At 50.9% G+C, this 25054-nt stretch carries 24 protein-coding genes; 2 read left to right on the top strand and 22 right to left on the bottom strand.

Annotated elements, in window-relative coordinates; translation table 11 throughout:
- Positions 1 to 4: 4 nt before the first annotated feature.
- Complete coding sequence (locus HMPREF2696_RS03955) at positions 5 to 751, bottom strand: isoprenyl transferase (RefSeq protein WP_004519126.1); 747 nt, start codon at positions 749 to 751, stop codon at positions 5 to 7.
- Positions 752 to 808: 57 nt separating this feature from the next.
- Positions 809 to 1366 (bottom strand): ribosome recycling factor, encoded by a 558-nt coding sequence (frr, locus tag HMPREF2696_RS03950; protein ID WP_004519127.1) that lies wholly within the window; start codon positions 1364 to 1366, stop codon positions 809 to 811.
- A 532-nt stretch (positions 1367 to 1898) separates the two neighbouring features.
- On the opposite strand from frr, the gene HMPREF2696_RS03945 reads away from it, so the two are divergent.
- The gene (locus HMPREF2696_RS03945) at positions 1899 to 2504 is read left to right on the top strand and encodes a hypothetical protein (RefSeq protein ID WP_224783379.1); all 606 of its coding nucleotides are present in this window, start codon (positions 1899 to 1901) and stop codon (positions 2502 to 2504) included.
- Between the two features lie 150 nt (positions 2505 to 2654).
- Here HMPREF2696_RS03945 and HMPREF2696_RS03940 read toward each other — a convergent pair whose 3' ends face one another.
- The 19 genes from HMPREF2696_RS03940 to truC all read right to left on the bottom strand — a co-directional run bounded on the left by HMPREF2696_RS03940 (position 2655) and on the right by truC (position 22105).
- Positions 2655 to 2954, bottom strand: a complete 300-nt coding sequence (locus tag HMPREF2696_RS03940) for a DUF2818 family protein (RefSeq protein WP_039861891.1) — start codon at positions 2952 to 2954, stop codon at positions 2655 to 2657.
- Between the two features lie 220 nt (positions 2955 to 3174).
- On the bottom strand, positions 3175 to 4617 hold the full coding sequence (gene nuoN, locus HMPREF2696_RS03935) for an NADH-quinone oxidoreductase subunit NuoN (RefSeq protein WP_004519130.1): 1443 nt from the start codon (positions 4615 to 4617) through the stop codon (positions 3175 to 3177).
- A gap of 9 nt (positions 4618 to 4626) precedes the next feature.
- Entirely contained in the window at positions 4627 to 6123 is a 1497-nt protein-coding gene (locus tag HMPREF2696_RS03930; RefSeq protein WP_004519131.1) for an NADH-quinone oxidoreductase subunit M, read from the bottom strand.
- 221 nt (positions 6124 to 6344) lie between these two features.
- Entirely contained in the window at positions 6345 to 6650 is a 306-nt protein-coding gene (locus tag HMPREF2696_RS03925) for a chorismate mutase (RefSeq protein ID WP_004519132.1), read from the bottom strand.
- A gap of 76 nt (positions 6651 to 6726) precedes the next feature.
- Positions 6727 to 8751: an NADH-quinone oxidoreductase subunit L gene (gene nuoL / locus HMPREF2696_RS03920; RefSeq protein ID WP_070504145.1), complete on the bottom strand. Its 2025-nt coding sequence runs from the start codon at positions 8749 to 8751 to the stop codon at positions 6727 to 6729.
- A gap of 2 nt (positions 8752 to 8753) precedes the next feature.
- On the bottom strand, positions 8754 to 9059 hold the full coding sequence (gene nuoK, locus HMPREF2696_RS03915; RefSeq protein WP_004519135.1) for an NADH-quinone oxidoreductase subunit NuoK: 306 nt from the start codon (positions 9057 to 9059) through the stop codon (positions 8754 to 8756).
- Positions 9056 to 9727, bottom strand: coding sequence for an NADH-quinone oxidoreductase subunit J (locus HMPREF2696_RS03910; protein ID WP_004519136.1), 672 nt, complete (start codon positions 9725 to 9727; stop codon positions 9056 to 9058). The genes nuoK and HMPREF2696_RS03910 overlap by 4 nt, the downstream gene beginning before the upstream one ends.
- A gap of 11 nt (positions 9728 to 9738) precedes the next feature.
- Positions 9739 to 10218 carry an NADH-quinone oxidoreductase subunit NuoI gene (gene nuoI / locus HMPREF2696_RS03905; protein ID WP_002218650.1) on the bottom strand — a complete coding sequence of 160 codons (480 nt, stop codon included), beginning with the start codon at positions 10216 to 10218 and terminating at the stop codon, positions 9739 to 9741.
- An 80-nt stretch (positions 10219 to 10298) separates the two neighbouring features.
- Positions 10299 to 11375, bottom strand: a complete 1077-nt coding sequence (gene nuoH, locus HMPREF2696_RS03900) for an NADH-quinone oxidoreductase subunit NuoH (RefSeq protein ID WP_002216340.1) — start codon at positions 11373 to 11375, stop codon at positions 10299 to 10301.
- 2 nt (positions 11376 to 11377) lie between these two features.
- The gene (nuoG, locus tag HMPREF2696_RS03895; RefSeq protein WP_070587895.1) at positions 11378 to 13639 is read right to left on the bottom strand and encodes an NADH-quinone oxidoreductase subunit NuoG; all 2262 of its coding nucleotides are present in this window, start codon (positions 13637 to 13639) and stop codon (positions 11378 to 11380) included.
- A 58-nt stretch (positions 13640 to 13697) separates the two neighbouring features.
- Positions 13698 to 14993: an NADH-quinone oxidoreductase subunit NuoF gene (gene nuoF, locus HMPREF2696_RS03890; RefSeq protein WP_070587893.1), complete on the bottom strand. Its 1296-nt coding sequence runs from the start codon at positions 14991 to 14993 to the stop codon at positions 13698 to 13700.
- Positions 14994 to 15050: 57 nt separating this feature from the next.
- On the bottom strand, positions 15051 to 15524 hold the full coding sequence (nuoE, locus tag HMPREF2696_RS03885) for an NADH-quinone oxidoreductase subunit NuoE (RefSeq protein ID WP_004519138.1): 474 nt from the start codon (positions 15522 to 15524) through the stop codon (positions 15051 to 15053).
- A complete protein-coding gene (gene nuoD, locus HMPREF2696_RS03880; RefSeq protein WP_004519139.1) occupies positions 15524 to 16780 on the bottom strand; it encodes an NADH dehydrogenase (quinone) subunit D in 1257 nt (418 codons plus the stop codon). Before nuoD ends, nuoE begins: the two co-directional genes overlap by 1 nt.
- Positions 16770 to 17363 carry an NADH-quinone oxidoreductase subunit C gene (locus HMPREF2696_RS03875; RefSeq protein WP_002216335.1) on the bottom strand — a complete coding sequence of 198 codons (594 nt, stop codon included), beginning with the start codon at positions 17361 to 17363 and terminating at the stop codon, positions 16770 to 16772. The genes nuoD and HMPREF2696_RS03875 overlap by 11 nt, the downstream gene beginning before the upstream one ends.
- 12 nt (positions 17364 to 17375) lie before the next feature.
- The gene (locus HMPREF2696_RS03870; protein WP_002215610.1) at positions 17376 to 17858 is read right to left on the bottom strand and encodes a NuoB/complex I 20 kDa subunit family protein; all 483 of its coding nucleotides are present in this window, start codon (positions 17856 to 17858) and stop codon (positions 17376 to 17378) included.
- Positions 17849 to 18205: an NADH-quinone oxidoreductase subunit A gene (locus HMPREF2696_RS03865; RefSeq protein ID WP_003686600.1), complete on the bottom strand. Its 357-nt coding sequence runs from the start codon at positions 18203 to 18205 to the stop codon at positions 17849 to 17851. Before HMPREF2696_RS03865 ends, HMPREF2696_RS03870 begins: the two co-directional genes overlap by 10 nt.
- A gap of 325 nt (positions 18206 to 18530) precedes the next feature.
- On the bottom strand, positions 18531 to 19988 hold the full coding sequence (locus tag HMPREF2696_RS03860; RefSeq protein WP_070587890.1) for an oligopeptide:H+ symporter: 1458 nt from the start codon (positions 19986 to 19988) through the stop codon (positions 18531 to 18533).
- A 199-nt stretch (positions 19989 to 20187) separates the two neighbouring features.
- Positions 20188 to 21291 carry a peptide chain release factor 2 gene (prfB, locus tag HMPREF2696_RS03855; protein ID WP_070587888.1) on the bottom strand — a complete coding sequence of 368 codons (1104 nt, stop codon included), beginning with the start codon at positions 21289 to 21291 and terminating at the stop codon, positions 20188 to 20190.
- A 97-nt stretch (positions 21292 to 21388) separates the two neighbouring features.
- On the bottom strand, positions 21389 to 22105 hold the full coding sequence (truC, locus tag HMPREF2696_RS03850) for a tRNA pseudouridine(65) synthase TruC (protein WP_070588047.1): 717 nt from the start codon (positions 22103 to 22105) through the stop codon (positions 21389 to 21391).
- Between the two features lie 140 nt (positions 22106 to 22245).
- Between truC and HMPREF2696_RS03845 the strand changes: the two genes are divergently transcribed.
- Positions 22246 to 22974: an LOG family protein gene (locus tag HMPREF2696_RS03845; protein ID WP_039861893.1), complete on the top strand. Its 729-nt coding sequence runs from the start codon at positions 22246 to 22248 to the stop codon at positions 22972 to 22974.
- A 111-nt stretch (positions 22975 to 23085) separates the two neighbouring features.
- Here the strand turns inward: HMPREF2696_RS03845 and HMPREF2696_RS03840 are convergent, their stop codons facing one another.
- The gene (locus tag HMPREF2696_RS03840) at positions 23086 to 24942 is read right to left on the bottom strand and encodes an ABC transporter ATP-binding protein (RefSeq protein WP_004519144.1); all 1857 of its coding nucleotides are present in this window, start codon (positions 24940 to 24942) and stop codon (positions 23086 to 23088) included.
- Between the last annotated feature and the right edge of the window lie 112 nt (positions 24943 to 25054).

Below are 25054 nucleotides of genomic sequence, written 5' to 3'. Positions count from 1 at the left end.
GTTCTCAACCCCGTTGCTGCTCAACCGGCAGCTGTTCGGAAGTCCGCCCGAAGCGGCGCTCCCGTTTTTGGAACGAAACAATCGCCTCGTTCAACGATTTCTCATTAAAATCAGGCCACAGCGTATCCGTAAAATACAATTCCGCATACGCCATCTGCCACAGCAGGAAATTACTGATGCGCGTCTCGCCACCGGTTCGGATAAACAAATCCGGCTCGGGTGCATCGCCCAACATCAAATAACGCGACAACGCCTCTTCCGTAATCTCAGTTGCACCCTCGGCAATCAACTGATTTGCCGCATGCAAAATATCCCAGCGGCCGCCATAATCGGCGGCAATGCTCAAAGTCAAACCGGTATTGTTTGCCGTCAACGCTTCTGCCGCCTCAATCCCCTTCAGGATTTCAGCATTAAACCGCTCACGGCTGCCGATGACTCTCAAGCGCATATTGTTATCGTGCAAACGGCGCACCTGCTTTTGCAAAGCCTGCAAAAACAGCCCCATCAGAAAAGAAACCTCTTCCTCGGGGCGTCGCCAGTTTTCAGTCGAAAAAGCAAACACGGTCAAATACCGCACACCCAATTCAGCACAATGCTTCACCATGTTCTCCAGCGCATCCAAGCCGCGCTTATGCCCCATCACACGGGGAAGAAAACGCTTCTTTGCCCAACGTCCGTTGCCGTCCATAATCACAGCAATATGTCGGGGGATGGCAGAGTGTTCCAAAATCGTCTGCGTACTGCTTTTCATGTCTGCCTTTCAGGGAGCAAACCGTCCAAAGGCCGTCTGAACGGTTTGCACACAGGATTAAATCGCCATCAAATCTTCTTCTTTGGCAGCCAAGAGCTTGTCTGCCTCAGCAATGTATTTGTCGGTCAACTTCTGAACCGCTTCCTCGCCACGGCGTGCTTCATCTTCAGAAATCTCTTTGTCTTTCAACAGTTTTTTGATGTGGTCGTTTGCATCACGGCGCACATTGCGGATAGACACACGACCCTCTTCTGCCTCGCTGCGTACCACTTTGATCAGATCCTTACGGCGTTCCTCAGTCAACATAGGCATTGGAACACGGATCAAATCACCGACAGAAGCAGGGTTCAGGCCCAAGTTGGAATCACGGATCGCTTTCTCAACTTTTGAAGCCATATTGCTCTCGAAAGGTTTCACACCGATCGTACGCGCATCCAAAAGCGTCACGTTCGCCACTTGGCTCACAGGTACCATGCTGCCCCAGTATTCCACTTCCACTTGGTCGAGCAGGCCGGTATGCGCACGGCCGGTACGTACTTTAGCCAAATTGTCTTTCAATACTTCCAGAGAACGCTGCATTTTGCCTTCAGCTGTCTTTTGAATATCATTAATCATCTTAATACTTTCAATTTCATAGGAATAAAACAGAATTAACCGAGAATAGTACCGTTAAACCGCCCCCACGACAAGGCTTTACGCCCCAACAGCCTTGTTTTCTAACCGATATTTAACATCAAACAAAATAAAGGCCGTCTGAAAATCTTTCAGACGACCTTTATTGTTTCAAGCAACTACATCAACTCGGCCTTTTGGCTTAATTTATTTACCAACTGACCCAAACTGAAATCTCCCTATCATTTTCAATCGAAATCTAATCTTAATAACTCAAAAGCTCACAGTTGTACTCTTGGTAATTAAAGTTAACTTGCCCTCGACATCTACCATCACTATCGGAAACCTTCTCTCTAAAGTAATGAAGTTCGCAAGGTAGATCCAATATAACAACCTGCCTTCCCATGCAAATTTTCACATTTAGTTTGCAAAATTTGTATAAAAACTGTATTACGTTATAATTGGTTTTATTCGAATACGTTATTTAATTCACCTGAAAACAAACAGATAAATGCAAATTAACTGGAGAATATCTATGAACAAATTACTCATCCTATGCTCAGCATTAGCGCTTTCTGCCTGTGTTGTACCACATCCCTATACTTCAACCGAATATCAAAAATATAAACAAAGTGATTTGAAAGTACCAAATCAACCTTATCCTATACGTTTAGAGGGAGAGTTCGAGCGTAATGGTAAATCTTTCCCTAAAGTAAATCCGGCTCTAACAAAAGCTGCCAAAATTGCACTAAACGGAACAAAGATTGTAACAGTAGACCCGCAAGCCCAAAACAGCCTGAAAATCCATGCCAACAATATCGCCAATATTGGTGGTGCAGTAGGTAACGGTATAAAAACAGGTCTGACTTTCGGATTAGCAGGCAGTACAGTTCAGGATTACTATCAATTCTACTGTAGCTACTCAGATGGCAAAAAAGAATTAAACCGTTCCGAATTTAATCACGCTATTGTGACTACTATTGGTTTAACCTCCACACCCAAAGAGCTGACTCCCCATAGTAATCTGGATCAGGCATTTATCTCTGTAACTAAAGATATTGTTGTTAATTGCTTAGGTGACTTGCAAAACAAAGGTTTCTTGTTACCAGAAACAGCCAATACCCATACCGGCAGTAACTGAAATTTCTGAAGATGTTGCCAAAGCTGCCATTATGAAACTGAATATGGCAACTCCAGGTCAATGTTCCAAAGCTCATCCCTAAAACAATCCTTACTTGATATAAAAAGGCCGTCTGAAAATCTTTCAGACGGCCTTTTCCTAATTCAAATCCTACTCTCTATTTCTCTCATTCCAAAAGTAACGCCATACAAAGCATGGGAAAGCAAAAATCAGGTAGAGGCAGACAACGGTCGCGTAAAACTCCCAATCTTGGGCATGTACGGCACCAGCTCGCGATTCGAGGATATAGGCGAGGATCGCGGTAAGAAGGAAACCTGCCAGCAATTCGATCAAGTGATGGCCGATATGTTTGCGTTTCAGGGCGACGATGCCGAAGAATTTGGTGGTAATAAATGGTGCGTTGGCAAAGATAAGTGCCAACAACAAAAGAATGTACATGGATGCGGTCATGATGGTCTTTCTGTTTTCAGACGGCCTGTGTGTGATTTTAACATGTTAAATGGGCATTCTTGCCCATTATTATCCGTGGAATATTCAATATCTTGATGATGCCCGCTTGATGATTGCTCAAAGGCTTGAGGCCGTCTGAACTTTGGGTATATTTCATCCGAATGCGAATCCTAACAAAAACGGCGGCTTTGGAACAGCCGCCGTTGGTTTTGTTTGAAGCTTACAGGGTATTTATCAATGCTTTGGCACACCAGTCGATAACGGTTTGCGGCATGATACCCCACAGGAGCAGTAGGAAGGCATTGACCGTCAGGACAAATTTGGCGGCATAGTTGCTGCCGACCGGCTGGTCATGATCAGGTGCATCGAAGTAGATGACTTTGACCACGCGCAGGTAGTAGAACGCACCAATCAGCGACATGATGACGGCAAATACGGACAACCAAACATGGCCTTGTTTCAAGAGAGCCATAATCACGCCGAATTTGGCGTAGAAGCCCATCAGCGGCGGAATACCCGCCATGGAGAACATAGACAGCAACATCAGGAAGGCAAACCATGCATGGCGTTGGTTAAGGCCTGCGAGGTCTTTGATGTTTTCACATTCAATGTCTTTGGTGGACAATACCATCAAAACACCGAAGCTGACTGCCGCCATCAAAGCATAGGTAATGGCGTAATACAAACCTGCAGTAAAGCCGACTGCGCCTGCCATAAACGCCAACAGGATAAAGCCCATGTGCGATACGGTAGAATAGGCAAGCATACGTTTGATATTGGTTTGCATGATGGCGGCAAGGTTACCGACCACCAAAGAAGCAACGGCAAGAATGGCCAACATCGGCGCCCAGTCTGAATGTATGGTACCCATACCGGTAACAAGGATACGGAACGCAAAGACAACGGCGGCGATTTTCGGAGCCGTACCCACAAAGGCGGTAACAGAGGTCGGCGCACCATCGTACACATCGGGTACCCACATATGGAATGGAACCGCACCCAATTTAAATGCAATGGCGACTACGATAAATACCATACCCAATTTCAACAACCATTCATTGGCCTGCTCATTGAAAGCAGAAGCCAAGACGGAAGCAAAATCAAGGGAACCGGTGGCGCCGTAAACCATAGAAATACCATAGAGCAGCAAACCGGAGGCCAACGCGCCCAATACGAAGTATTTCAGCGCGGCCTCGGCAGAGCGGCCGGAGTCGCGGCGCAGGGCAATCATGGCGTACAGCGACAAAGACAACAATTCCAAACCGATATACGCAGTCAAGAAATGTGCCGAGCTGACCATGACGCTCATACCCAACAGGGCAAACAATGACAGGGTGTAAAACTCGCCTTTAAAGATTTGGCGGTCTTGGTTGTACGGTTTACTGTAAATAAACAGACCAAACGTCAGCGCATACAGCACCAGTTTTGCCAAACGGGACATGCCATCTGCAATATACATACCGTGAAAGGCATCGACACTACCCTGCTCCCATACCGCCAATTGGGTGACGGCCACGATGATGACCGTTCCCAAACTCATCAGATGGGTCAGATAGCGGCTTTTATCGCAAATCCACAAGTCTGCCAGCAATACGACACCCAATAGCGCAAGCAGCACGATTTCGGGCATGGCGGGCATTAAATTCAAATCAGACCAGTTCATTTACACACCTCAAATCTTGCTTTGTGCCACATGGGCAATCAAATCGTTTGCCGCTTGATGCACCACTTCGATAAACGCTTGCGGATACAGACCCATGCCCAAAACAGCAACCGCCAAAATCGCCAAAATCGCAAATTCACGGCAATTGATGTCTTTCATTTCGGCAACGTGCGGATTGTGGATTGCACCAAAAATAACGCGTTTGTACATCCACAGGGTATAAGACGCACCGTAAATCAGGGTCATGGCAGCCAACGCACCTACCCAGAAATTCACTTTAACCGCGCCCATAATCACCATAAACTCGCCCACGAAGCCGGAAGTCGCAGGCAGACCGGCATTGGCCATACCGAACAACATCATAAACGCCGCAAACTTAGGCATCACATTGACCACGCCGCCATAATCGGCAATATTGCGGGTATGCAGGCGGTCGTACATCACGCCGATACACATAAACATCGCGGCGGACACAAAACCGTGGGAAATCATTTGAATGATTGCGCCTTTCAATGCCCAGTCATTCAATTGGCCGTTCACAAACAGGAACATGCCCAAAGTGACAAAACCCATATGGCTGATGGAAGAGTATGCCACCAGTTTTTTCATATCGGTTTGCACCAAAGCCACCATACCGATGTAAATCACGGCAATCAGGCTCAATACGATGATTACAGGGGCAAAATAGCGTGCCGCATCCGGCATAATCGGCAGGATAAAGCGCAAGAAACCATACGCACCCAGTTTCAGCGTAATTGCCGCCAACACCATCGAACCGCCGGTCGGCGCTTCAACGTGGGCATCCGGCAACCAAGTGTGCACAGGGAACATCGGCACTTTTACAGCAAATGACAGGAAGAACGCCACAAACAAAAGCTGTTGTACGCCCAACGGAATCTGTTTGATGTTTTGGAAATCGACAATAGAGAAGCTGCCTGTTTGATAGTGCAGGTAAACCATGGCAACCAGCATCAAAAGCGAACCCATCAGCGTATAGAGGAACAGCTTGACCGACGCATAGACGCGGCGCGGACCGCCCCATACACCGATAATCAGGTACAGCGGAATCAGCATACCCTCGAAGAACACATAAAACAGAATCGCATCCTGCGCGGCAAACGCGCCGTTAATCAAACCCGACATCATCAGGAATGCCGCCATATACTGCGCCGGACGTTTCTGAATGACTTCCCAACCGGCCAATACCACCAACAGCGTAATAAACGCATTCAAGATGATAAAGAGCACTGAAATACCATCCACGCCCAATGCGTAGTTGATTTTCAGAAGCGGAATCCACTCGTGGAACTCGGTAAACTGATAGCCGCCGCTCAAACGGTCGAAACCGGTAAACAGGGGCAGCGTTACCAAGAAACCGGCAAGCGCACCCATGAAGGCAAGCACACGCGCCAGCGGCGCACGGCTGTCTTTACCGGTCGCCAAAACCAGCACACCTGCGGCGATGGGTATCCATATTGCCAAGCTGAGTAGGTAGTTGGAAAACATAGTGGTTAACCTGTGGTTAAAATAAAAAATATAGTTGTATGGGTTGGTTTTCAGACACCATTTCAGGAGGCCGTCTGAAAAAGATTGTGTATTTTGTATATGGCAAAATCAAGAAAACGTATATCTACCGTCATTCTTTTATTCCATAACCGCCTAAAACCTTCTTTTCAGACGGCCTCTTCCATATTTTTCTTGCCAAAACCATTATCCGAAGATTTTGACTACGCTCCATCGGTACGGTTGGTGTCCATCTCAAGTTTAATGAACGCATCAATCATGCTGCGCCAAACTGCTTCTGCTACTTCGGGCGACAAACCGGCCTTTTCGGCATAAGCGCGGCACGAGGTAATCACTTGAGCCACCCGTTCAGGCGCGGAAACCGCCCGCACATCGTTTTTAGGTTTCAGACGACCAGCCTGCCGTACCAATTTCTGCCGGCGGGCGAGTAATTCGATTAATCCCTTGTCCAAACCATCAATGGCTTCGCGGACTTCGTCCAGGGTTTGCGGTAATTTGTCTTCAATCATTATTGTTGCTCAAATTTTCTTTTTTAGACGGCCCCTATACACACAAACTATAGACAGGCCGTCTGAAATCCCGCTTTTATCGGAACAATCCCCAGAAGGTCATGCCGAGCAGTACCAATACGCCGAATACCATAGCAGCGGCATAGGTATAGATGAAGCCGGTTTGGACTTTGCGTACCTGCGCGGCAATCGCGCCGACCAGTTTGGCAGAGCCGTTGACGATACCGTTGTCGATAATGGCGGTATCGCCGACTTTCCAGAAGAAAGTACCCAATGCGCGCGTGCCTTTGGCGAAAACATTGAAATACAGGGCGTCGAGGTAGTATTTGTTTTCAAACAAAACGTAAATCGGACGGAACACCTGTGCAATTTTCGCAGGCAGGTGCGGCAGTTTGACGTACAGGAGCCATGCGCTCAAGACACCTGCGATAGCGAGGTAGAGTACAGGCGAATGCAGGCTGTGCGACACCATTGCCAATGCGCCGTGGAACTCTTCCTTCATGATATGCATGGTCGGATGCGCGTCGGCATTAACAAAAATCACGTCTTTGAAGAAATCGCCGTAAAGCATAGGCTCGATGGCAACGTAGCCGATGATGACGGACGGAATGGCAAGCAAAATCAAAGGCAGGGTAACAACCAGCGGGCTTTCGTGCGGATTGTCGTTTTTGCCTAAGCCGTGATGTTCTTCTCCATGATGATCGTCATGATGTTCAGGCAGTCTGCGCCATTTCTCTTCGCCGTGGAACACCATAAAGTATTGGCGGAATGCGTAGAACGCAGTAACAAACACGCTGGCGAGGACGGCAAAATAGGCAAAGCCGCTGCCCGGCAGGGTGCTGTATTTCGCCGCTTCGATAATCGAATCTTTGGAATAGAAGCCGGAGAAGAACGGCGTACCAATCAGCGACAAGTTACCGATCAGCATGGTCAGCCAAGTAATCGGCATGTATTTTTTCAGGTTACCCATGTGGCGCATGTCTTGGTCATGGTGCATACCGATAATCGCGCTACCTGCGGCCAAGAACAATAAGGCTTTAAAGAAAGCGTGAGTCATCACATGGAACATCGCTACGGAATAGGCAGACGCGCCCAGAGCCACGGTCATGTAGCCCAGTTGCGACAGGGTGGAATACGCAACCACACGTTTGATGTCGTTTTGAATCACGCCCAAGAAACCCATAAACAGAGCAGTAATCGCACCGATTACCATGATGACAGACAGCGCAGTGCTGCTCATCTCATAAATAGGCGACATACGCGATACCATGAACAGACCGGCGGTAACCATGGTTGCGGCGTGAATCAATGCAGAAATCGGAGTCGGGCCTTCCATCGAATCAGGCAGCCAGACGTGCAGCGGGAATTGTGCCGATTTACCCATCGCACCGACAAACAACAGTAAACAGGTTACGGTAATCAAAGACCATTCCACACCGGGGAACAGTTGGATAGTGGCCGTCTGAACATTAGGCAGATAAGCGAATACATCTTGATAGCGCAGGCTGCCGCCGAAATAGGCAAGCACCAAGCCGATACCGAGCAAAAAGCCGAAGTCGCCGACACGGTTGATCAAAAAGGCTTTCAGGTTGGCAAATGTTGCGCTTGGACGTTTGAAATAGAAACCGATCAAGAGATACGACACCAAGCCCACAGACTCCCAGCCGAAGAAGAGCTGGATGAAGTTGTTGCTCATAATCAGCATCAACATGCTGAAAGTAAACAAAGAAATATAGCTGAAGAAGCGTTGGTAGCCGACTTTTTCGTCGTGCATATAACCGATGGTGTAGATATGCACCATCAACGACACGCCGGTTACTACGACCATCATCATCGCCGTCATCGTATCGACCAAGAAGCCGACGGAGAAATCCAAACCGCCCATTGTCAGCCAGGTATAGACGTTCTCGTCAAACTTGGCACGGCTACCATTGAGGAATCCCCACAGCACATAAGCCGACAGCACGGCAGACACCGCCACGCCGAGTATCGTAACCGTATGCGCGCCGGCACGTCCGATTTTGTTGCCGAACAAACCCGCAATCAGCGAGCCTGCCAACGGAACAAGGGCAATTATCAAATATAAAGTCATATCGTTCATGATTACCCTTTCAACTCATCCAAATCGGCAACGTTGATTGTTTGTCGGTTGCGGTACACCAATACCATAATCGCCAAACCGATGGCAGATTCGGCAGCGGCAACGGTCAGTACGAAGAATACGAAAATCTGTCCGGCAGTATCGCCCAAATATTGCGAGAAGGCGATAAAGTTGAAGTTCACCGCCAAAAGCATCAGCTCGATGGACATCAGCAATACCAGCACGTTTTTGCGGTTCATGAAGATACCCATTGCGCTGATACCGAACAGGAGCGCACCCAATACCAGATAATGCGTCAAGGTAATCATGCTTTGCCCTCCCCTTCCGGCTTAAGGCCGTCTGAAACTTCGCTTTCTTCGGCAGATTCGACTTGCGGTTTGACCGCTTCCATTTTCACCAGACGCATACGGCCTTGGTCGGCGCGTACTTTAACTTGGTCGGCAGGATCCATACGTTTCGGATTGGTGGTTTTACGGTGAACCAGCGCAATCGCGGCCACCATACCCAACAGCAGCAATACCGCCGCCAATTCAAACGGCAACAGGTAGTCAGTATAAATACGGCTGCCCAAATCACGGATATTGTTGTAATCGGCCGGAATGTCTTTCATTAGACCAAATGCGTCAAGGTCGGTTTTCGGGTTGACCAGAATCAGAATCAGCGCAACCGCCAACAATGTGCCGACCACACCGGCAACAGGCGCATGACGCCAGAAACCGGCGCGCATTTCTTCAATGTCGATGTTCAACATCATCACGACGAACAGGAACAACACCATCACGGCGCCGACGTAAACCACCACCAGCGTAACGCCCAAAAACTCAGCCTGCATCAGCATCCAAATCATCGCGCTCACGCAGAAGGTCAGCACCAGATGCAAAGCGGCGTGAACAGGGTTTTTAGCGGTAACGGTACGAACCGCACCGTACAAAACGATGGCGGCAAGAATATAGAACAGAATCGCGGAAAAAGTCATTCGTCTGCTCCTTAACGATACGGCGCGTCAGCGGCTTTGCGTTTGGCGATTTCAGCTTCGTATTTGTCGCCAATGGCCAAAAGAATCGGCTTGGTCATGTGCAAGTCGCCTTTTTTCTCGCCGTGGTATTCAAAAATATGGGTTTCCACAATCGCATCGGTCGGGCAAGCCTCTTCGCAGAAACCGCAGAAGATGCACTTGGTCAGGTCGATGTCGTAACGCTTGGTGCGGCGGGTGCCGTCTTCGCGTTCTTCCGATTCGATGTTAATCGCCATTGCCGGACAAACTGCCTCGCACAATTTACACGCAATACAGCGCTCTTCGCCGTTCGGATAACGGCGTTGCGCGTGCAGGCCGCGGAAACGCACGGATTGCGGCGTTTTCTCTTCTGGGAAATAAATTGTGTCTTTGCGGGCAAAAAAGTTTTTGAGCGTTACGCCCAAGCCTTTTACCAATTCGCCAAGCAGAAAGGTTTTTACTAAGTTAGCCATATTATGTTCCCTCAAAACAGGGATTTCGTTAGGTATTCAAAATCGCTTTGTTCAGACGGCCTCAAGATGCCGTCTGAAACTTATTTCCACAAATTCAGCGGTGAAATCATCCACACGCCCAAAATCACGATGTAGGCGAAGCCGATCGGAATCAGCACTTTCCAGCCCAAACGCATGATTTGGTCGTAACGGTAGCGTGGGAAAGTTGCACGGATCCACAGATACCAGTACAACACTGCCGCCATTTTCACGAACATCCAGAATGCGGAAGGCGTACCGATAAAGCCCCAGCTTTGTGGGAACGGAGACAACCAGCCGCCGAGGAACATCAGCGATGTCAACGCAGCAATCAGAATCATGAAAATGTATTCGGCAAGGAAGAACAGCGCGAATGCGAAGCCGGAATATTCGACGTGGTGACCGGCAACGATTTCAGACTCACCCTCTGCCACATCAAACGGCGCGCGGTTGGTTTCGGCAACGGCGGAAATCAGATAGACGATGAAGATGGGGAAGAGCGGCAGCCAGTTCCAAGAGAATACCGAACCGCCGGCAATACCTTTGGCTTGTGCGGCAACGATGTCGGAGAAGTTCATGCTGCCCGATACCATCACGACGCACACCAGCGCGGCACTCATGGCAATCTCGTAGGAAATGCTTTGCGCGGAAGCACGCATTGCGCCCAAGAACGAATATTTGGAGTTGGAAGCCCAGCCCGCGATGATCACGCCGTAAACCGACAGTGAGGTAATCATCAGGATGTACAAAAGGCCGATATTGATATTGGTCAGCACCCATTCTTCGTTGAACGGAATCACCGCCCATGCCGCGAAAGACGGGGCGAGCGACATAATCGGGCCGATATAGAACAGGGCCTTGTTTGACAGCTTCGGACGGGTAACTTCTTTAAACAAGAGTTTGAACACGTCGGCAAACGGCTGAATCAGACCCCACGGGCCGGTTACGTTCGGGCCGACGCGAAGCTGCATAAAGCCGATGACTTTACGTTCGAAATACGTCAGGTAGGCAACGGTCAGAATCAGCGGAATCAGGATAATCACAATTTTGACGATGACGGATACCACCAAGCCTACGGTAATACCCAAATCGCCCAGACCGAGCGTTGCGGCAAAGAGGTTTTGGAACCATTCTTGCATGATCAAGCTCCCGCCAGTTCAATAGTGTCCATCAACGCACCCAGCGCGGCATTTTCGGTATGCAGCGGCAGATGCACCACGTTTTCAGGCAAACCGGCATCGGCTTTGACGGCAACCGATACGCTTGCGCCGTTTTGTTTGGCGACAGCGGTTTGTCCGTCTTGCAGGCCCAAGCGCGCCAATGTGTTCGGATTCACACGCGCGGCAGGCACGGCGGCATGGCTGGTTTCTTGCAACGGTGCGGAACGGCGCACGATAGGATCAGTGTGATAAATACCGACGCCGCCGACACGGACGAGGCGGTCTGAGGCCGTCTGAACGCCCTCCCCTGCCCATGTGCTGCGGTTGTCCAGTTTGGACGGCAGGCTTTCTGCATCCAGCGCATCTTTCAGAATCGAAGCGGTATCGTGGTATTCAAAACCTTTCAGGTCAAACAGGTTGCCCAATACGCGCAACACTTTCCACAGAGGACGCGAATCACCGAAGCCTTGTACCACGCCGTGGAAAGATTGCAGACGGCCTTCCATATTGATGAAGCTGCCTGAGGTTTCGGTAAACGGTGCAATCGGCAACAACACGTCGCACACGTCCAGCAGCGTTTCGCTGACAAACGGTGTAAACGCCATCACGCTTTTCGCCTGTTTCAACGCGGCTACGGCTTTTGCGCCGTCAACCGTATCGATTTCAGGCTCAACGTTGAGCAGCAAGACTGCCTGTTTCGGCGCATTTGCCATTTCGGCAACGCTCTCGCCGGAGTTTACATTCAAGACATCCGCACCGACGCTGTTGGCGGCTTGCGGCAAAATACCCAGCACTGCGCCAGTCGCATCTGCCAGCTCTTGCGCGGCGGCATAAATAGCGGCGTAATCAGGATGGTTTTGCACTTCCGCGCCCAAAATCACCGCTGCTTTTTCAGCGTTTTTCAGGCTGGCGGTAACGGCGTGTTCCGCATTGGCAGACAGGTTTTTCAGACGGCCTGCCCACTCGTTGGGATGTGCAGCTTCTTGAGACAGAAGCGGCATAAACAATTCTTCTTTACTGCTGGCCAATACGCTCAAGGCCATACGGTCTTTGGCGGCGCGGCGCAGGCGGGCGGTCAGGAGCGGCTGTTCTTTGCGCAAGTTCGCACCGACTACCAATACAGCATCGTTGTCAGCCAAAGATTCGATGCTTTGTCCCAACCATTGCGCACCTTTAAGGCCGTCTGAAAGACGTTTGTCTTGTTGGCGCAAACGGGTGGCAAAGTTTTTAACGCCCAAGCCGTCGGCAAGTTTTTTGGCCAAATACAGCTCTTCAACCGTATTCATCGGATTGGCCCAAATGCCGACTTGGTTTTGGTTGCCGTCTTTGGCGATACATTCAATCGCGCTGCGGACATACTCCAACGCGGTTTTCCAATCCACGTCCATCCACTCGCCGCCCTGTTTGATTTTCGGTTTTTTCAGACGGCTTTCGTGATACAGGCCTTCATAGGCAAAACGGTCGCGGTCGGACAGCCAACATTCGTTAATCGCTTCATTTTCCAACGGCAACACGCGGCGGACGGTATGGTCTTTGGTTTGCACAATCAGGTTGCTGCCCAAAGCGTCATGGGCGGAAACGGATTTGCGGCGGTTCAATTCCCAAGTACGCGCGTTGAAGCGGAACGGTTTACTGGTCAATGCGCCGACAGGACACAAATCGATGACGTTGCCTGACAATTCGGTTTCCACTGCTTTGCCGATAAAAGGCATGATCTCGGAATGTTCGCCGCGATTGGCCATAGCGATTTCTTGCACGCCGGCAATTTCTTCAGTGAAACGCACGCAACGGGTACAGTGGATACAACGGCTCATTTCCTCGGCGGAAATCAAAGGACCCATGTCTTTGCCGACGACGGAACGTTTTTCTTCGGTATAACGGCTGGTATTTTTGCCGTAGCCCATCGCCAAATCCTGCAACTGGCATTCACCGCCTTGGTCGCAGGTCGGACAATCAAGCGGATGGTTGATGAGCAGAAACTCCATCACACCTTCTTGCGCCTCTCGGGCTTTTGCCGAATGTGTGCGCACAATCATGCCGTCTGTAACCGGCGTGGCACAGGCGGGCAGAGGTTTGGGGGCTTTTTCCACGTCCACCAGACACATACGGCAGTTGGCGGCGATAGAAAGTTTTTTGTGGTAACAGAAATGCGGGATATAAGTACCGAGCTTGTGCGCGGCTTCAATCACCGTCGCGCCCTGCTCCACAGATACCTGTTTGCCGTCGATTTCGATTTGTAACATGGTTCGTTCCTAGTTACGGGTATTTAATAAATAATTCTTTTAGAGGCCGTCTGAAAACTTAGCACCACTTATTCGGTTTCATCGGTCCGCCGTGTTCGATGTAATGCACAAACTCATCACGGAAATGCTTGGTAAAGCTGCGGACAGGGAAGACGGCGGCATCGGCGAGGGCGCAGATGGTGCGGCCTGCCATTTGGTTGCCGACAGAATCTAACAGATCCAAGTCTTCCATGCGGCCTTTGCCTTCTACGATGCGGTGGACGATGCGGTAGAGCCAGCCTGTACCTTCTCGGCAAGGCGTACACTGGCCGCAAGACTCGTCGTAGTAGAAGTAGCTCAGGCGCTCGAGGGCTTTGACCATGCACACGTCTTCGTCCATCACGATAATCGCGCCGGAACCCAGCATTGAGCCTGCTTTGGAAATCGAGTCATAGTCCATATTGGTCTGCATCATGATGTCGGCAGGCAACACGGGCGCGGACGAACCGCCGGGAATAACGGCTTTGAGTTTTTTACCGCCGCGCATACCGCCTGCCATTTTCAGGATTTCGGCAAACGGCGTACCCAATGGCACTTCATAGTTGCCCGGACGCTCGACGTGGCCGGAAATACAGAACAATTTGGTACCGCCTGCATTCGGAATACCTTTGTCGGCAAATGCCTGTCCGCCGTCACGAATAATGAAAGGGACGGAGGAGAACGTTTCGGTATTGTTGATGGTGGTCGGTTTGCCGTACAGGCCGAACGAAGCAGGGAACGGCGGTTTAAAGCGTGGCTGGCCTTTTTTGCCTTCCAACGATTCGAGCAATGCGGTTTCTTCACCGCAAATATATGCGCCGTAGCCGTGGTGGGCGAAGAGTTCAAATTCAAAATCCGAACCCAAAATATTTTTACCCAAAAAGCCTGCGGCACGCGCTTGGGCGAGTGCGTCCTCAAAGCGTTGATAACCTTCGAAGATCTCGCCGTGAATGTAGTTGTAGCCCGCTTTTGCGCCCATCGCGTAACCGGCAATAATCATGCCTTCAATCAGGGCATGAGGATTGAACATGATGATGTCGCGGTCTTTAAATGTACCCGGCTCGCCTTCGTCAGTGTTGCAGACGACGTATTTTTCGCCCGGGAAGGAACGGGGCATAAAGCTCCATTTCAAACCGGTCGGGAAGCCCGCACCGCCACGACCGCGCAAGCCGGAGGCTTTGACCTCGTCAATCACATCGCTTTGCGAGATGTTTTCGGACAGGATTTTACGCAGGGCGGTATAACCGCCACGTTTGACGTATTCGTCCAATGTCCAGCAATCGGGATTGGCGGTATCCACTTGGTCAAAAATCACGCCTGATTGGTAAATAGCCATTTTTGGTGTGCCTGTTCGTTTTCGTATCGGTTGCAGCCGTTGTTTTCAGACGGCCTTTTATTTCAGTTCGGCAAGTTTCTTGTCAATCGCTTCTGCGGTCATAAAGCTGCACATGCTGTGGTTGTTGACCAGCATGACCGGAGCGTCGCCACATGCGCCCATGCATTCGCCTTCGACAAGGGTAAATTTGCCGTCGGGCGTGGTTTCGCCGTAGCCGATACCGAGTTTTTGTTTGAGGTATTCGCCGGTTGCCATACCGCCGCGCAGGGCGCAGGGCAGGTTGGTACAAACGGTCAGTTTGTATTTGCCGACAGGCTCAAGGTCGTACATATTGTAGAAAGTAGCGACTTCGTAGGCTTGTGCAGGCGAGATGCCGATATAGTCTGCGACAAAAGCGATGGTCTCAGGAGCAAGCCAGCCTTTTTCGGTTTGGGCAATACGCAATGCGCCCATGATGGCGGAGCGACGTTGGTCGGCAGGATATTTTGCCAACTCGATGTCAATTTGTTTTAAAGATTCTGCGGATAACATTATCGGTCAACCTCCCCGAATACGATGTCCTGCGTACCGATGATGGCAACAACGTCGGCCAGCATGTGGCCTTTTGCCATTTCGTCCATGCCTTGCAGGTGGGCGAAGCCGGGTGCGCGGATTTTCAGGCGGTAGGGTTTGTTTGCGCCGTCTGAAATGATGTAAACGCCGAACTCGCCTTTCGGATGTTCGACAGCGGTGTAGGTCTCGCCCTCGGGAACGTGCATACCCTCGGTAAAGAGTTTGAAATGGTGAATCAGGTCTTCTATACCTGTTTTCATTTCGGTACGTTTGGGCGGAGCGAATTTGTGGTTTGTGGTAATGACCGGACCCGGATTGACACGCAACCACTCGGAACATTGTTTGATGATGCGTACGGATTGACGCATTTCTTCCATACGGCAGAGGTAACGGTCGTAGCAGTCGCCGTTGACGCCGACGGGGATGTCGAAATCCATTTTGTCGTACACTTCGTAAGGTTGTGTCTTACGCACGTCCCATTCCACGCCGGAACCGCGCAACATAACGCCGGTAAAGCCTTTTTGCATGGCGCGCTCAGGAGTGACAACACCGATGCCGACGGTACGCTGTTTCCAAATACGGTTGTCGGTCAGGAGGGTTTCGAGTGTGTCGATGTTTTTCGGGAAACGCTCGCAGAAGGCGTCGATAAAGTCGAGCATGGTACCTTCGCGGGATTCGTTGAGCTGCTTCAATACTTTGGCGTTGCGGAATTTGCTGCTCTCGTATTTAGGCATGAAGTCGGGCAGGTCGCGGTAAACGCCGCCGGGACGGAAGTAGGCCGCGTGCATACGCGCGCCGGAAACGGCTTCGTACAAGTCCATCAGCTCTTCGCGGTCGCGGAAGGCGTAAAGAATGGCGGTCATCGCGCCGATGTCGAAAGCGTGCGAACCGATGCCCATTAAGTGATTGAGGATGCGCGTTACTTCGGCAAACATCACGCGAATATACTGGGCGCGGATAGGTACATCGATACCGGCAAGTTTTTCTACCGCCAAGCAATACGCCTGCTCGTTGACCATCATGGAAACGTAGTCCAAACGGTCCATATAGGGCAGGGCTTGCAGATAGGTTTTGGTTTCAGCCAGTTTTTCAGTACCGCGGTGCAGGAGGCCGATGTGCGGATCGGCACGGACGATGGTTTCGCCCTCCAACTCCAAAATCATACGCAATACGCCGTGCGCCGCAGGGTGTTGCGGGCCGAAGTTGATGGTGTAGTTTCTTAATTTATTGGCCACCGTAGTTCTCCTCACGGACGATACGCGGCGTGATCTCGCGCGGCTCAATGGTAACAGGTTGGTAAATCACGCGTTTTTGCTCTTCATCGTAACGCATTTCCACATAGCCGGAAATCGGGAAGTCTTTGCGGAACGGATGTCCGACAAAACCGTAATCGGTCAGGATGCGGCGCAAGTCCGGGTGGTTGTTGAACATGATGCCGTACATATCGAAGGCTTCGCGTTCGTACCAATCCGCGCTGTTGTAAATATCGACGACGGATTCGACTACTGGGAAGTCGTCGTCTGAAACCCAGACGCGTACGCGGATGCGTTGATTGTTTTTAACGGAAAGCAGCTGACTGACGACGGCAAAGCGTTTGCCCTGCCATACTTCGTTTTTGTAAGTGCTGTAATCGACACCGCACAAGTCAACCAGAAGCTCGAAATGCAGCTCTTCATGGTCGCGCAATGCGGTCATGACTGAAATATAGTGTTCGGGCAGACACTCGACGGTAATCTCGCCCAAAGCTGAAATGACTTTGCTTGCCTGATCGCCAAGCACGCCGACGACGGTCTCGTATAAGTTTTGAATGCTTGCCATATCGTCCTCTCCTTACTCGTCACGCGCAATGGTGGAAGTGCGCTTGATTTTTTGTTGGAGCTGAATCAGGCCGTAAATCAGGGCTTCCGCAGTCGGCGGACAACCCGGCACATAAACGTCTACCGGCACGACGCGGTCGGCACCGCGCACAACGGAATAAGAATAGTGGTAATAGCCGCCGCCGTTGGCACACGAGCCCATAGACAATACCCAGCGCGGCTCGGCGAGCTGGTCATACACGCGGCGCAGTGCAGGTGCCATTTTGTTGGTCAACGTACCTGCCACAATCATCAGGTCGGCCTGACGTGGGGACGGACGGAAAATGATGCCGAAACGGTCAAGGTCATAACGCGCCATACCCGCATGCATCATTTCCACGGCGCAGCAGGCCAAGCCGAAAGTAACCGGCCACAATGAACCGGTACGCATATAGTTCAACACCGTATCCGCGCTGGTGGTGATGAAACCTTTTTTCAAAACGCCTTCTATTCCCATTCCAGCGCACCTTTTTTCCATTCGTAAATAAAGCCTACCGTCAGAACGACGATAAACACTAGCATAGACCAAAAGCCGTACGCGCCCAAATCTTTGAACACAACTGCCCATGGCAACATGAACGCGACCTCCAAATCAAACAGGATGAAGAGGATGGCGACGAGGTAATAGCGCACGTCGAACTTCATCCTTGCGTTCTCAAAGGCTTCAAAACCGCATTCGTAAGCCGCGTCTTTTTCGGCATAGTGACGTTTCGGGCCTAAAATTGTGCCGAGCAAAATAAACAGCACGCCGGCCGCAAGGCCGACGAGGATGAATACGAGGACGGGAAAGTAACTGGCCAACATGGTCGTACCTAACTGGTTGACAGACAAATCTTAAAAATAGATTACCATTTTATCGAATTTCAAAAGCCATTTAAAGGTAAATATCAGCAAATCAGCAAAAAAACCTCAATAAATTCAATAAAGTTATGAGAACAATTCTTATTTGTATTTAATATTTCCAAATTTTAATTTCGGTTTAATTATGTATCATTTAATTTAAATTTTCCGCCTATTCAATTTATGCCCCGAATCCTCCCTCTTTCCGATTCCCAATAAAACATGAGGCCGTCTGAAATAGATTATTTTCAGACGGCCTGCGTACATCACATCCATTTAAATGGAAAAATCAATCGACACCTTTGAGCATGCGGTTCAATACCGGGGCGAGTACCAACAGGATACCGCAGGTTACCGCGCCGATGGTGGCCAGCATCCAGTAGAAATCCAATGGCGACTGAGCATTGTAGTAGTCTTTAAACAACACTCCGCCCAAGGTAAAGCCGATGGACAATGCCAAGAAATTCAAAGCAACCATTTGTGTTTTGAACATGCTCGGTGCGATTTTGGTAGAAAACGACAGCGAAATCGGCGACAGCATCAGCTCGCCTATCGTAATCGCCAGCAACACCAGCATAAACACGATAATCGGCATCGGGGTTCCAGATGAAATATACGGAATAAAACTCAAATAAGAGACGCCGGTTACCAACATGGCCAGTGCAAACTTCAACGGCGTTTTAGGTTGGCGTTTGCCCATTTTCGTCCACACCGCCGCCATCACGCCGGAAAAGAGGACCACCCACATGGCCTGTATCGAATCTTTCCATGAAACAGGCACGGTAAAGCCGAAGAAAGTACGGTCCACCGTTTCGTCAAAATAGACCGTCGCAACGGTGTACACCTGAAACCAAACCGCCCAGAACATACAAATGGTCAAAAACAGCGGAATATAGGCCACAATATAGCGTTTATTGGCCGCTTCAACGTGACTGCTGCCCAACAGGCGCGCGAAATAAGCGACGACGGTAACGATAACCACGCCCAAGAGCCAGCGGGAGAAGTTTTCAAGGGTGAGCGCGCCGGAAGCAATCACGCTGCCCAACACCAAAACCAGCAACACGCCGACAGCCATGGCGGTCTGCACCTTTTCAGGGCGCAACGGATTGGGAACCGGCGTATGCGGCAGGTTTTTACGGCCACGCGAATACCACAGCAGGCCGAATGCCATGCCGACGGCCGCCGCGCCGAAACCGTAATGGAAACCCATCCTGTCTTGCAAAATACCGGTCAACAACGGGCCTAAGAAGCCGCCGATATTGATAGAAATATAGAAAATAGAGAAACCGGCATCACGCAATTCGCGCAGGTCGTCCCGTTCATACAAAGAGCCGACCATCGAACCGGCAGACGATTTCACGCCGCCGCTACCCAGCGCGATAAACACCAAACCCAGCAGCAATCCCATCAAACCCGGCACAATTGCCAATAAAATATGGCCGGTCATCACGACGATGCCGGCGATAAACAGGGTACGCTCCGCACCCCAAATGCGGTCGGCCAACCACGCACCGAGAATGGTGGACAGGTAAACGCTGCCGCTGTACGCGCCGACAATGCCGCCGGCCAAGGCTTTATCCATACCCAAACCGCCTTGACTCGCGGTGTAATACAGATAAATCAGCAGGATGCCCTGCATACCGTAGAAGGAAAAACGCTCCCACAGCTCAATATGGAATAGGGTGGATAATTGCAAAGGATGGCCGAAGAAAGTTTTCTCGGCAGAAGACAGCTTTTGACCGGACATTTAATAAGTTCTCCTAATATATCGGACAGGATCAGGCTTCAGACGGCCTATTGCACCTACCAATCATTTTTATAGAAACTATATATTACCGCCAATCTTTGCATTTGCAAAACATGTTTTAATATTTGCAAAATAATGTTTCTTTCAAACTGAAAAATGCCGTCTGAAATCTTTCAGACGGCATTTTATGTTTTACGGTTTATACGCCTTGTTTCAGACTGGCTTCGATGAAGCCGTCCAAGTCGCCATCCAATACGGCTTTGGTATTGCCGACTTCGTAGCCTGTGCGCAAATCTTTGATGCGTGAGGAGTCCAAAACGTACGAACGGATTTGGCTGCCCCAACCCACATCGGACTTGCCGTCTTCCAATGCCTGTTTCTCTTCGTTGCGTTTGCGCATTTCCAATTCGTACAGTTTGGATTTCAACATTTCCATCGCGGCGGCTTTGTTGGCGTGTTGCGAGCGGTCGTTTTGACACTGCACCACAATTCCCGTCGGCTCGTGGGTAATACGCACGGCGGAGTCGGTTTTGTTGATGTGCTGACCGCCGGCACCGGATGCGCGGTAAGTGTCGATGCGCAAGTCGGCCGGGTTGATTTCGATTTCGATGGAATCGTCGATTTCAGGGTAAACAAACACGGACGAGAACGACGTATGGCGTTTGTTGTTGGAGTCAAACGGCGAATAGCGCACCAAGCGGTGAACGCCGGTTTCGGTACGCAGCAGGCCATAGGCGTATTCGCCTTCCACGCGGATGGTGGCGCGGTTGATGCCCGCGATTTCGCCGTCGTCTTCTTCGAGGATTTCGATTTTGAAGCCTTTGCGCTCGGCGTAGCGGCTGTACATGCGGAACAGCATGCCCGCCCAGTCTTCGGCTTCGGTACCGCCCGCGCCTGCGGTGATGTCGATAAAGCAGTTGTTCGGGTCGGCAGGCTGGTTGAACATTCGTTTGAATTCGAGGTCGGCCATTTGTTTTTCCAAACCGGCCACATCTTCCTGCACGGCGGCGAAACCTTCTTCGTCGTTTTCTTCGACGGCCATTTCAATCAGCATGCGGTTGTCTTCGATGCCTGATGCGATGTTGTCGAGGGTTACCACAATGCCTTCGAGGATTTTGCGCTCTTTGCCGATTTCTTGGGCGCGTTTGGGGTCGTTCCAGAGTTCCGGGTCTTCGGAGAGGCCGATGACTTCTTCCAATCGGTCTTTCTTGCCCTGATAGTCCATATAGACGCGGATGTCTTCGCTGCGCTTCTCCAAGTCGTTTAGGGTGTTGTTAAGCTGGTTGATTACTTCGGCTTCCATGATTCTTGTGTTCTTTCAAAATTTTAGGGGCGTATTGTAAGGGATTTGGCTGTTTTTTTCCATGACCGGGCCGTCTGAAAATGTGCAGTTTGGATTTTCAGACGGCCTCGGTTTTGAATTTTTCCAACCAAATCCGCCAGTCGTTGTCTATCGGTGCTTGTACGGTCATCCGGCTGCCGTCTTCTATGCTTTGAAAACTGAGGCTCTGCGCGTGCAACATTAAGCGTTGCGTGCCGATATGTTCGGCAACGGCATGGTTTTGGCGCAAATCGCCGTAGTTGGTGTCGCCGACGATGGGGTGGAAAATGTGTTTCATATGGCGGCGGAGTTGGTGTTTGCGGCCGGTGTGCGGCGTGAGTTCGGCCCACGAATAACGCGAAGTCGGATAACGCAGGGCGGATTGGAACGGCAACTCGGTTTGTGCCAGACAACGGTAGGTGGTTTGCGCTTCCTGCAATGTGGCTTCGGTCTGCGCTTCGGCGATTTTGTCGGGCATATATTTGAGGGCGTAATCAATCAGGCCGTCTGAAGGTAGATGACCGCGAACAATCGCCCAATAGGTTTTTTCGATGGTTTTGTTTTCAAACTGCTGCGTCAGTAACCGTGCGGCTTCCGTATCGAGGGCAAACAGCAAGACGCCGGAAGTCGGGCGGTCGAGGCGGTGGACGGGATAGACGTGCTGCCCGATTTGGTCGCGCAGGGTTTGCACGGCAAAACGGGTTTCGTGTTTGTCTAACCAGCTTCGGTGCACCAGCATTCCGGCAGGTTTGTTGACGGCAACGGTGCGGCTGTCGCGGTGGATAATATCGAGCATGGCGGAGCAGTTGAATAAAAGCAGATATTGTAACGGGCTTTTGAAGATGTGGCAGGCACACTTGCCGCCGAAACCCAACTTTCAGACGGCCCGCCTCTTTCGGGTTACAATACTGCACATAAAAACACGAAGGAAAAGCTGTGAGCCTGCTCAAAAAACTGCCCAAACCCATGCTGCCCGACGAAACACGCCGCGATATTCAGGCGCGCGAGTCGTATCATGTATTGAAGATTATTTCCGAATTTGTCGAAGCCGGCGAAGAATTGCGCGCCATTCAGCCAGCCGTCAGCATTTACGGCAGCGCGCGCACGCCCGAAAACCATCCCGACTACGCGTTCACATTGCGCTTGGCGCGCAAACTGTCGGATGCCGGATTCTCCGTCATTTCCGGCGGCGGTCCGGGCATTATGGAAGCGGCCAACAAAGGCGCGTTTGCAGGCGCAAGTCCGGCGGTGGGGCTGAATATCGTGTTGCCGCACGAACAAAAAGCCAATCCGTATCAGGATTTGTCTATTAAATTCCAACACTTCTTCCCGCGCAAAGTCATGTTCGTCAAACACGCCGTGGCGTATGTCGTCATGCCCGGCGGTTTCGGCACATTGGACGAATTGTTTGAAAGCCTGACTTTGGTGCAAACCGGCAAAACGCCCGACCGCCCGATTATCTTAGTGGGCAAAGCATTTTGGGCAGGGCTGTTGGACTGGATACGCGAGCAGTTGCTGGGCAGAAACCTGATTTTGGAAGAGGATTTGAACTTGATCCGCACCATCGACGACGAAGACGAAATCATCGAAGAAATCTTCGCCCATTACGAAAACCGCTTGGAAGACTTGTTCGAACACCAAAATGCTTGGTCGCTGGGACTGTAAACAACTAAGGTTTCAACTGAAAAAAGGCGGTTATCCCACCTGCCCTTTGCTTCATTAATAAAGGCCGTCTGAAAATGTTTTCAGACGCCCTTTTATCTTCTTTCAAAGCGTTTAATTGTTTTCCCACTCGACATGCTCACTCAAGAAGCCGCCGCTTTGGTGCGCCCAAAGTTTGGCATACAGGCCTTGTTTCTCGAGCAACTCGGTGTGGCTGCCTTCTTCGATGATGCGGCCTTTGTCCAAGACGATGAGGCGGTCCATCGCGGCGATGGTGGAGAGGCGGTGGGCGATGGCAATCACGGTTTTGCCTTCCATCATTTTGTCGAGGCTTTCTTGGATGGCGGCTTCGACTTCGGAGTCAAGCGCGCTGGTGGCTTCGTCAAGCAATAGAATCGGCGCGTCTTTAAGCATAACGCGGGCGATGGCGATGCGTTGGCGTTGGCCGCCGGAAAGTTTCACGCCGCGTTCGCCAACGTGCGCATCATAGCCGCGTCGGCCTTTGGCATCGCTTAAGTTAGGAATAAAACCGGTGGCCTCGGCGCGTTCGGCGGCAGAAATCATTTCGGCTTCGGTCGCATCGGGACGACCGTAGATAATGTTGTCGCGCACGGAGCGGTGCAGCAGGGAGGTATCTTGCGTCACCAAACCGATTTGGGCGCGCAGACTTTCTTGGGTAACGCTGTCCACGTTTTGGCCGTCGATCGAAATCGTGCCGCTTTGCGGTTCGTAAAAGCGCAGGAGCAGGTTGACGATGGTGGATTTGCCCGCGCCGCTGCGGCCGATCAAGCCGACTTTTTCGCCGGGTTTGATGTTCAGATTAAAGCCGTTGAGGAGCGGTTTGCCTGCTTCGTAGGAGAAATCGACGTGATCAAACTTGATTTCGCCTCGGGTGACTTTAAGCGGCAGGGCTTGCGGTTTGTCGAGGATGGTGTGGGGTTTGGACAGGGTAGCCATGCCGTCGTTGACGGTACCGATGTTTTCAAACAATCGGGCGGATTCCCACATGATGTATTGCGACAAACCGTTCACACGCAATGCCATGGCCGTGGCGGTGGCTACCGCGCCTACGCCGACTTGGCCGTGATACCAAAGCCAAATACCCAAGGCGGTCGTACCGACGGTCAGCGAGCTGTTGACGATAAAACTGCAGGTATGCAGCAGCGTTGCCAAACGCATTTGGGCATGGACGGTTACCATAAACTCTTCCATCGACTGCTTGGCATAAGCGGCCTCGCGTGCGCCGTGGGAGAAGAGTTTGACAGTAGCGATATTGGAATAGGCGTCGGTAATGCGGCCGGTCATCAACGAGCGCGCATCAGCTTGGCGTGCAGCGGTTTTGCCGAGTTTGGGAATCAGGAAGCGCATAATCATCGCGAATCCAATCATCCAGCAGATAAACGGCACGATAAGCCAGGCATCGAATGAGGACAGAATCACGCCGGAAGTGATGAAGTACACCAGCACATACACAACCATATCGGCGACGGTCATCACGACATCGCGCAGCGCCAGCGCGGTTTGCATCACTTTGGCGGACACGCGTCCTGCAAATTCGTCCTGATAAAAGCCCAGGCTTTGACCCAGCATCAGGCGGTGGAAATTCCAGCGCAGGCGCATGGGGAACACGCCTTGCAGGGTTTGCAGGCGCACACTGGACGCGAAAAAGGTCCAAACGGCAAAAAATGCCACCATGGCCATCATGCCGATTAAAGCATGGCCTTTTTCAACAAAAAGCGTTTGCGGCGTATAAGTGCCGAGCCAGTCGACCACCTTGCCCATAAATTGGAACATCAAGGCTTCCATGATGCCGACACCGACCGTAAATACGGCCAACACGGCAATCCATTTGCGCACGCCTTCAATGTTGCTCCAAATAAACCGCCACAACCCTTTTTCTGGCGTTTTCGGCGCGGCTTCTGGATAAGGGTCGATGCGGGACTCGAACCATGAGAATATTTTTTTAATCATTGTTTTTACAAATGTGATAAGACGGTCAGGCCGTCTGAAAAGAGGTGTTCAAATACATTCAAGACTGTATTTTACGGGAAAAATCCGACTGATGACAGCGGATACCGTCAGT

It is taken from the genome of Neisseria sp. HMSC058F07 (genome assembly GCF_001810035.1).
Taxonomy (GTDB): domain Bacteria; phylum Pseudomonadota; class Gammaproteobacteria; order Burkholderiales; family Neisseriaceae; genus Neisseria; species Neisseria perflava.
This window is presented reverse-complemented; position numbering and strand designations above follow the sequence as displayed.

Coding starts and splice junctions, on each gene's coding strand:
- HMPREF2696_RS03955 (WP_004519126.1), bottom strand. CDS start 751: ATGAAAAGCAGTACGCAGACGATTTTGGAACACTCTGCCATCCCCCGA.
- frr (WP_004519127.1), bottom strand. CDS start 1,366: ATGATTAATGATATTCAAAAGACAGCTGAAGGCAAAATGCAGCGTTCT.
- HMPREF2696_RS03945 (WP_224783379.1), top strand. CDS start 1,899: ATGAACAAATTACTCATCCTATGCTCAGCATTAGCGCTTTCTGCCTGT.
- HMPREF2696_RS03940 (WP_039861891.1), bottom strand. CDS start 2,954: ATGACCGCATCCATGTACATTCTTTTGTTGTTGGCACTTATCTTTGCC.
- nuoN (WP_004519130.1), bottom strand. CDS start 4,617: ATGAACTGGTCTGATTTGAATTTAATGCCCGCCATGCCCGAAATCGTG.
- HMPREF2696_RS03930 (WP_004519131.1), bottom strand. CDS start 6,123: ATGTTTTCCAACTACCTACTCAGCTTGGCAATATGGATACCCATCGCC.
- HMPREF2696_RS03925 (WP_004519132.1), bottom strand. CDS start 6,650: ATGATTGAAGACAAATTACCGCAAACCCTGGACGAAGTCCGCGAAGCC.
- nuoL (WP_070504145.1), bottom strand. CDS start 8,751: ATGAACGATATGACTTTATATTTGATAATTGCCCTTGTTCCGTTGGCA.
- nuoK (WP_004519135.1), bottom strand. CDS start 9,059: ATGATTACCTTGACGCATTATCTGGTATTGGGTGCGCTCCTGTTCGGT.
- HMPREF2696_RS03910 (WP_004519136.1), bottom strand. CDS start 9,727: ATGACTTTTTCCGCGATTCTGTTCTATATTCTTGCCGCCATCGTTTTG.
- nuoI (WP_002218650.1), bottom strand. CDS start 10,218: ATGGCTAACTTAGTAAAAACCTTTCTGCTTGGCGAATTGGTAAAAGGC.
- nuoH (WP_002216340.1), bottom strand. CDS start 11,375: ATGCAAGAATGGTTCCAAAACCTCTTTGCCGCAACGCTCGGTCTGGGC.
- nuoG (WP_070587895.1), bottom strand. CDS start 13,639: ATGTTACAAATCGAAATCGACGGCAAACAGGTATCTGTGGAGCAGGGC.
- nuoF (WP_070587893.1), bottom strand. CDS start 14,993: ATGGCTATTTACCAATCAGGCGTGATTTTTGACCAAGTGGATACCGCC.
- nuoE (WP_004519138.1), bottom strand. CDS start 15,524: ATGTTATCCGCAGAATCTTTAAAACAAATTGACATCGAGTTGGCAAAA.
- HMPREF2696_RS03875 (WP_002216335.1), bottom strand. CDS start 17,363: ATGGCAAGCATTCAAAACTTATACGAGACCGTCGTCGGCGTGCTTGGC.
- HMPREF2696_RS03870 (WP_002215610.1), bottom strand. CDS start 17,858: ATGGGAATAGAAGGCGTTTTGAAAAAAGGTTTCATCACCACCAGCGCG.
- HMPREF2696_RS03865 (WP_003686600.1), bottom strand. CDS start 18,205: ATGTTGGCCAGTTACTTTCCCGTCCTCGTATTCATCCTCGTCGGCCTT.
- HMPREF2696_RS03860 (WP_070587890.1), bottom strand. CDS start 19,988: ATGTCCGGTCAAAAGCTGTCTTCTGCCGAGAAAACTTTCTTCGGCCAT.
- prfB (WP_070587888.1), bottom strand. CDS start 21,291: ATGGAAGCCGAAGTAATCAACCAGCTTAACAACACCCTAAACGACTTG.
- truC (WP_070588047.1), bottom strand. CDS start 22,105: ATGCTCGATATTATCCACCGCGACAGCCGCACCGTTGCCGTCAACAAA.
- HMPREF2696_RS03840 (WP_004519144.1), bottom strand. CDS start 24,942: ATGATTAAAAAAATATTCTCATGGTTCGAGTCCCGCATCGACCCTTAT.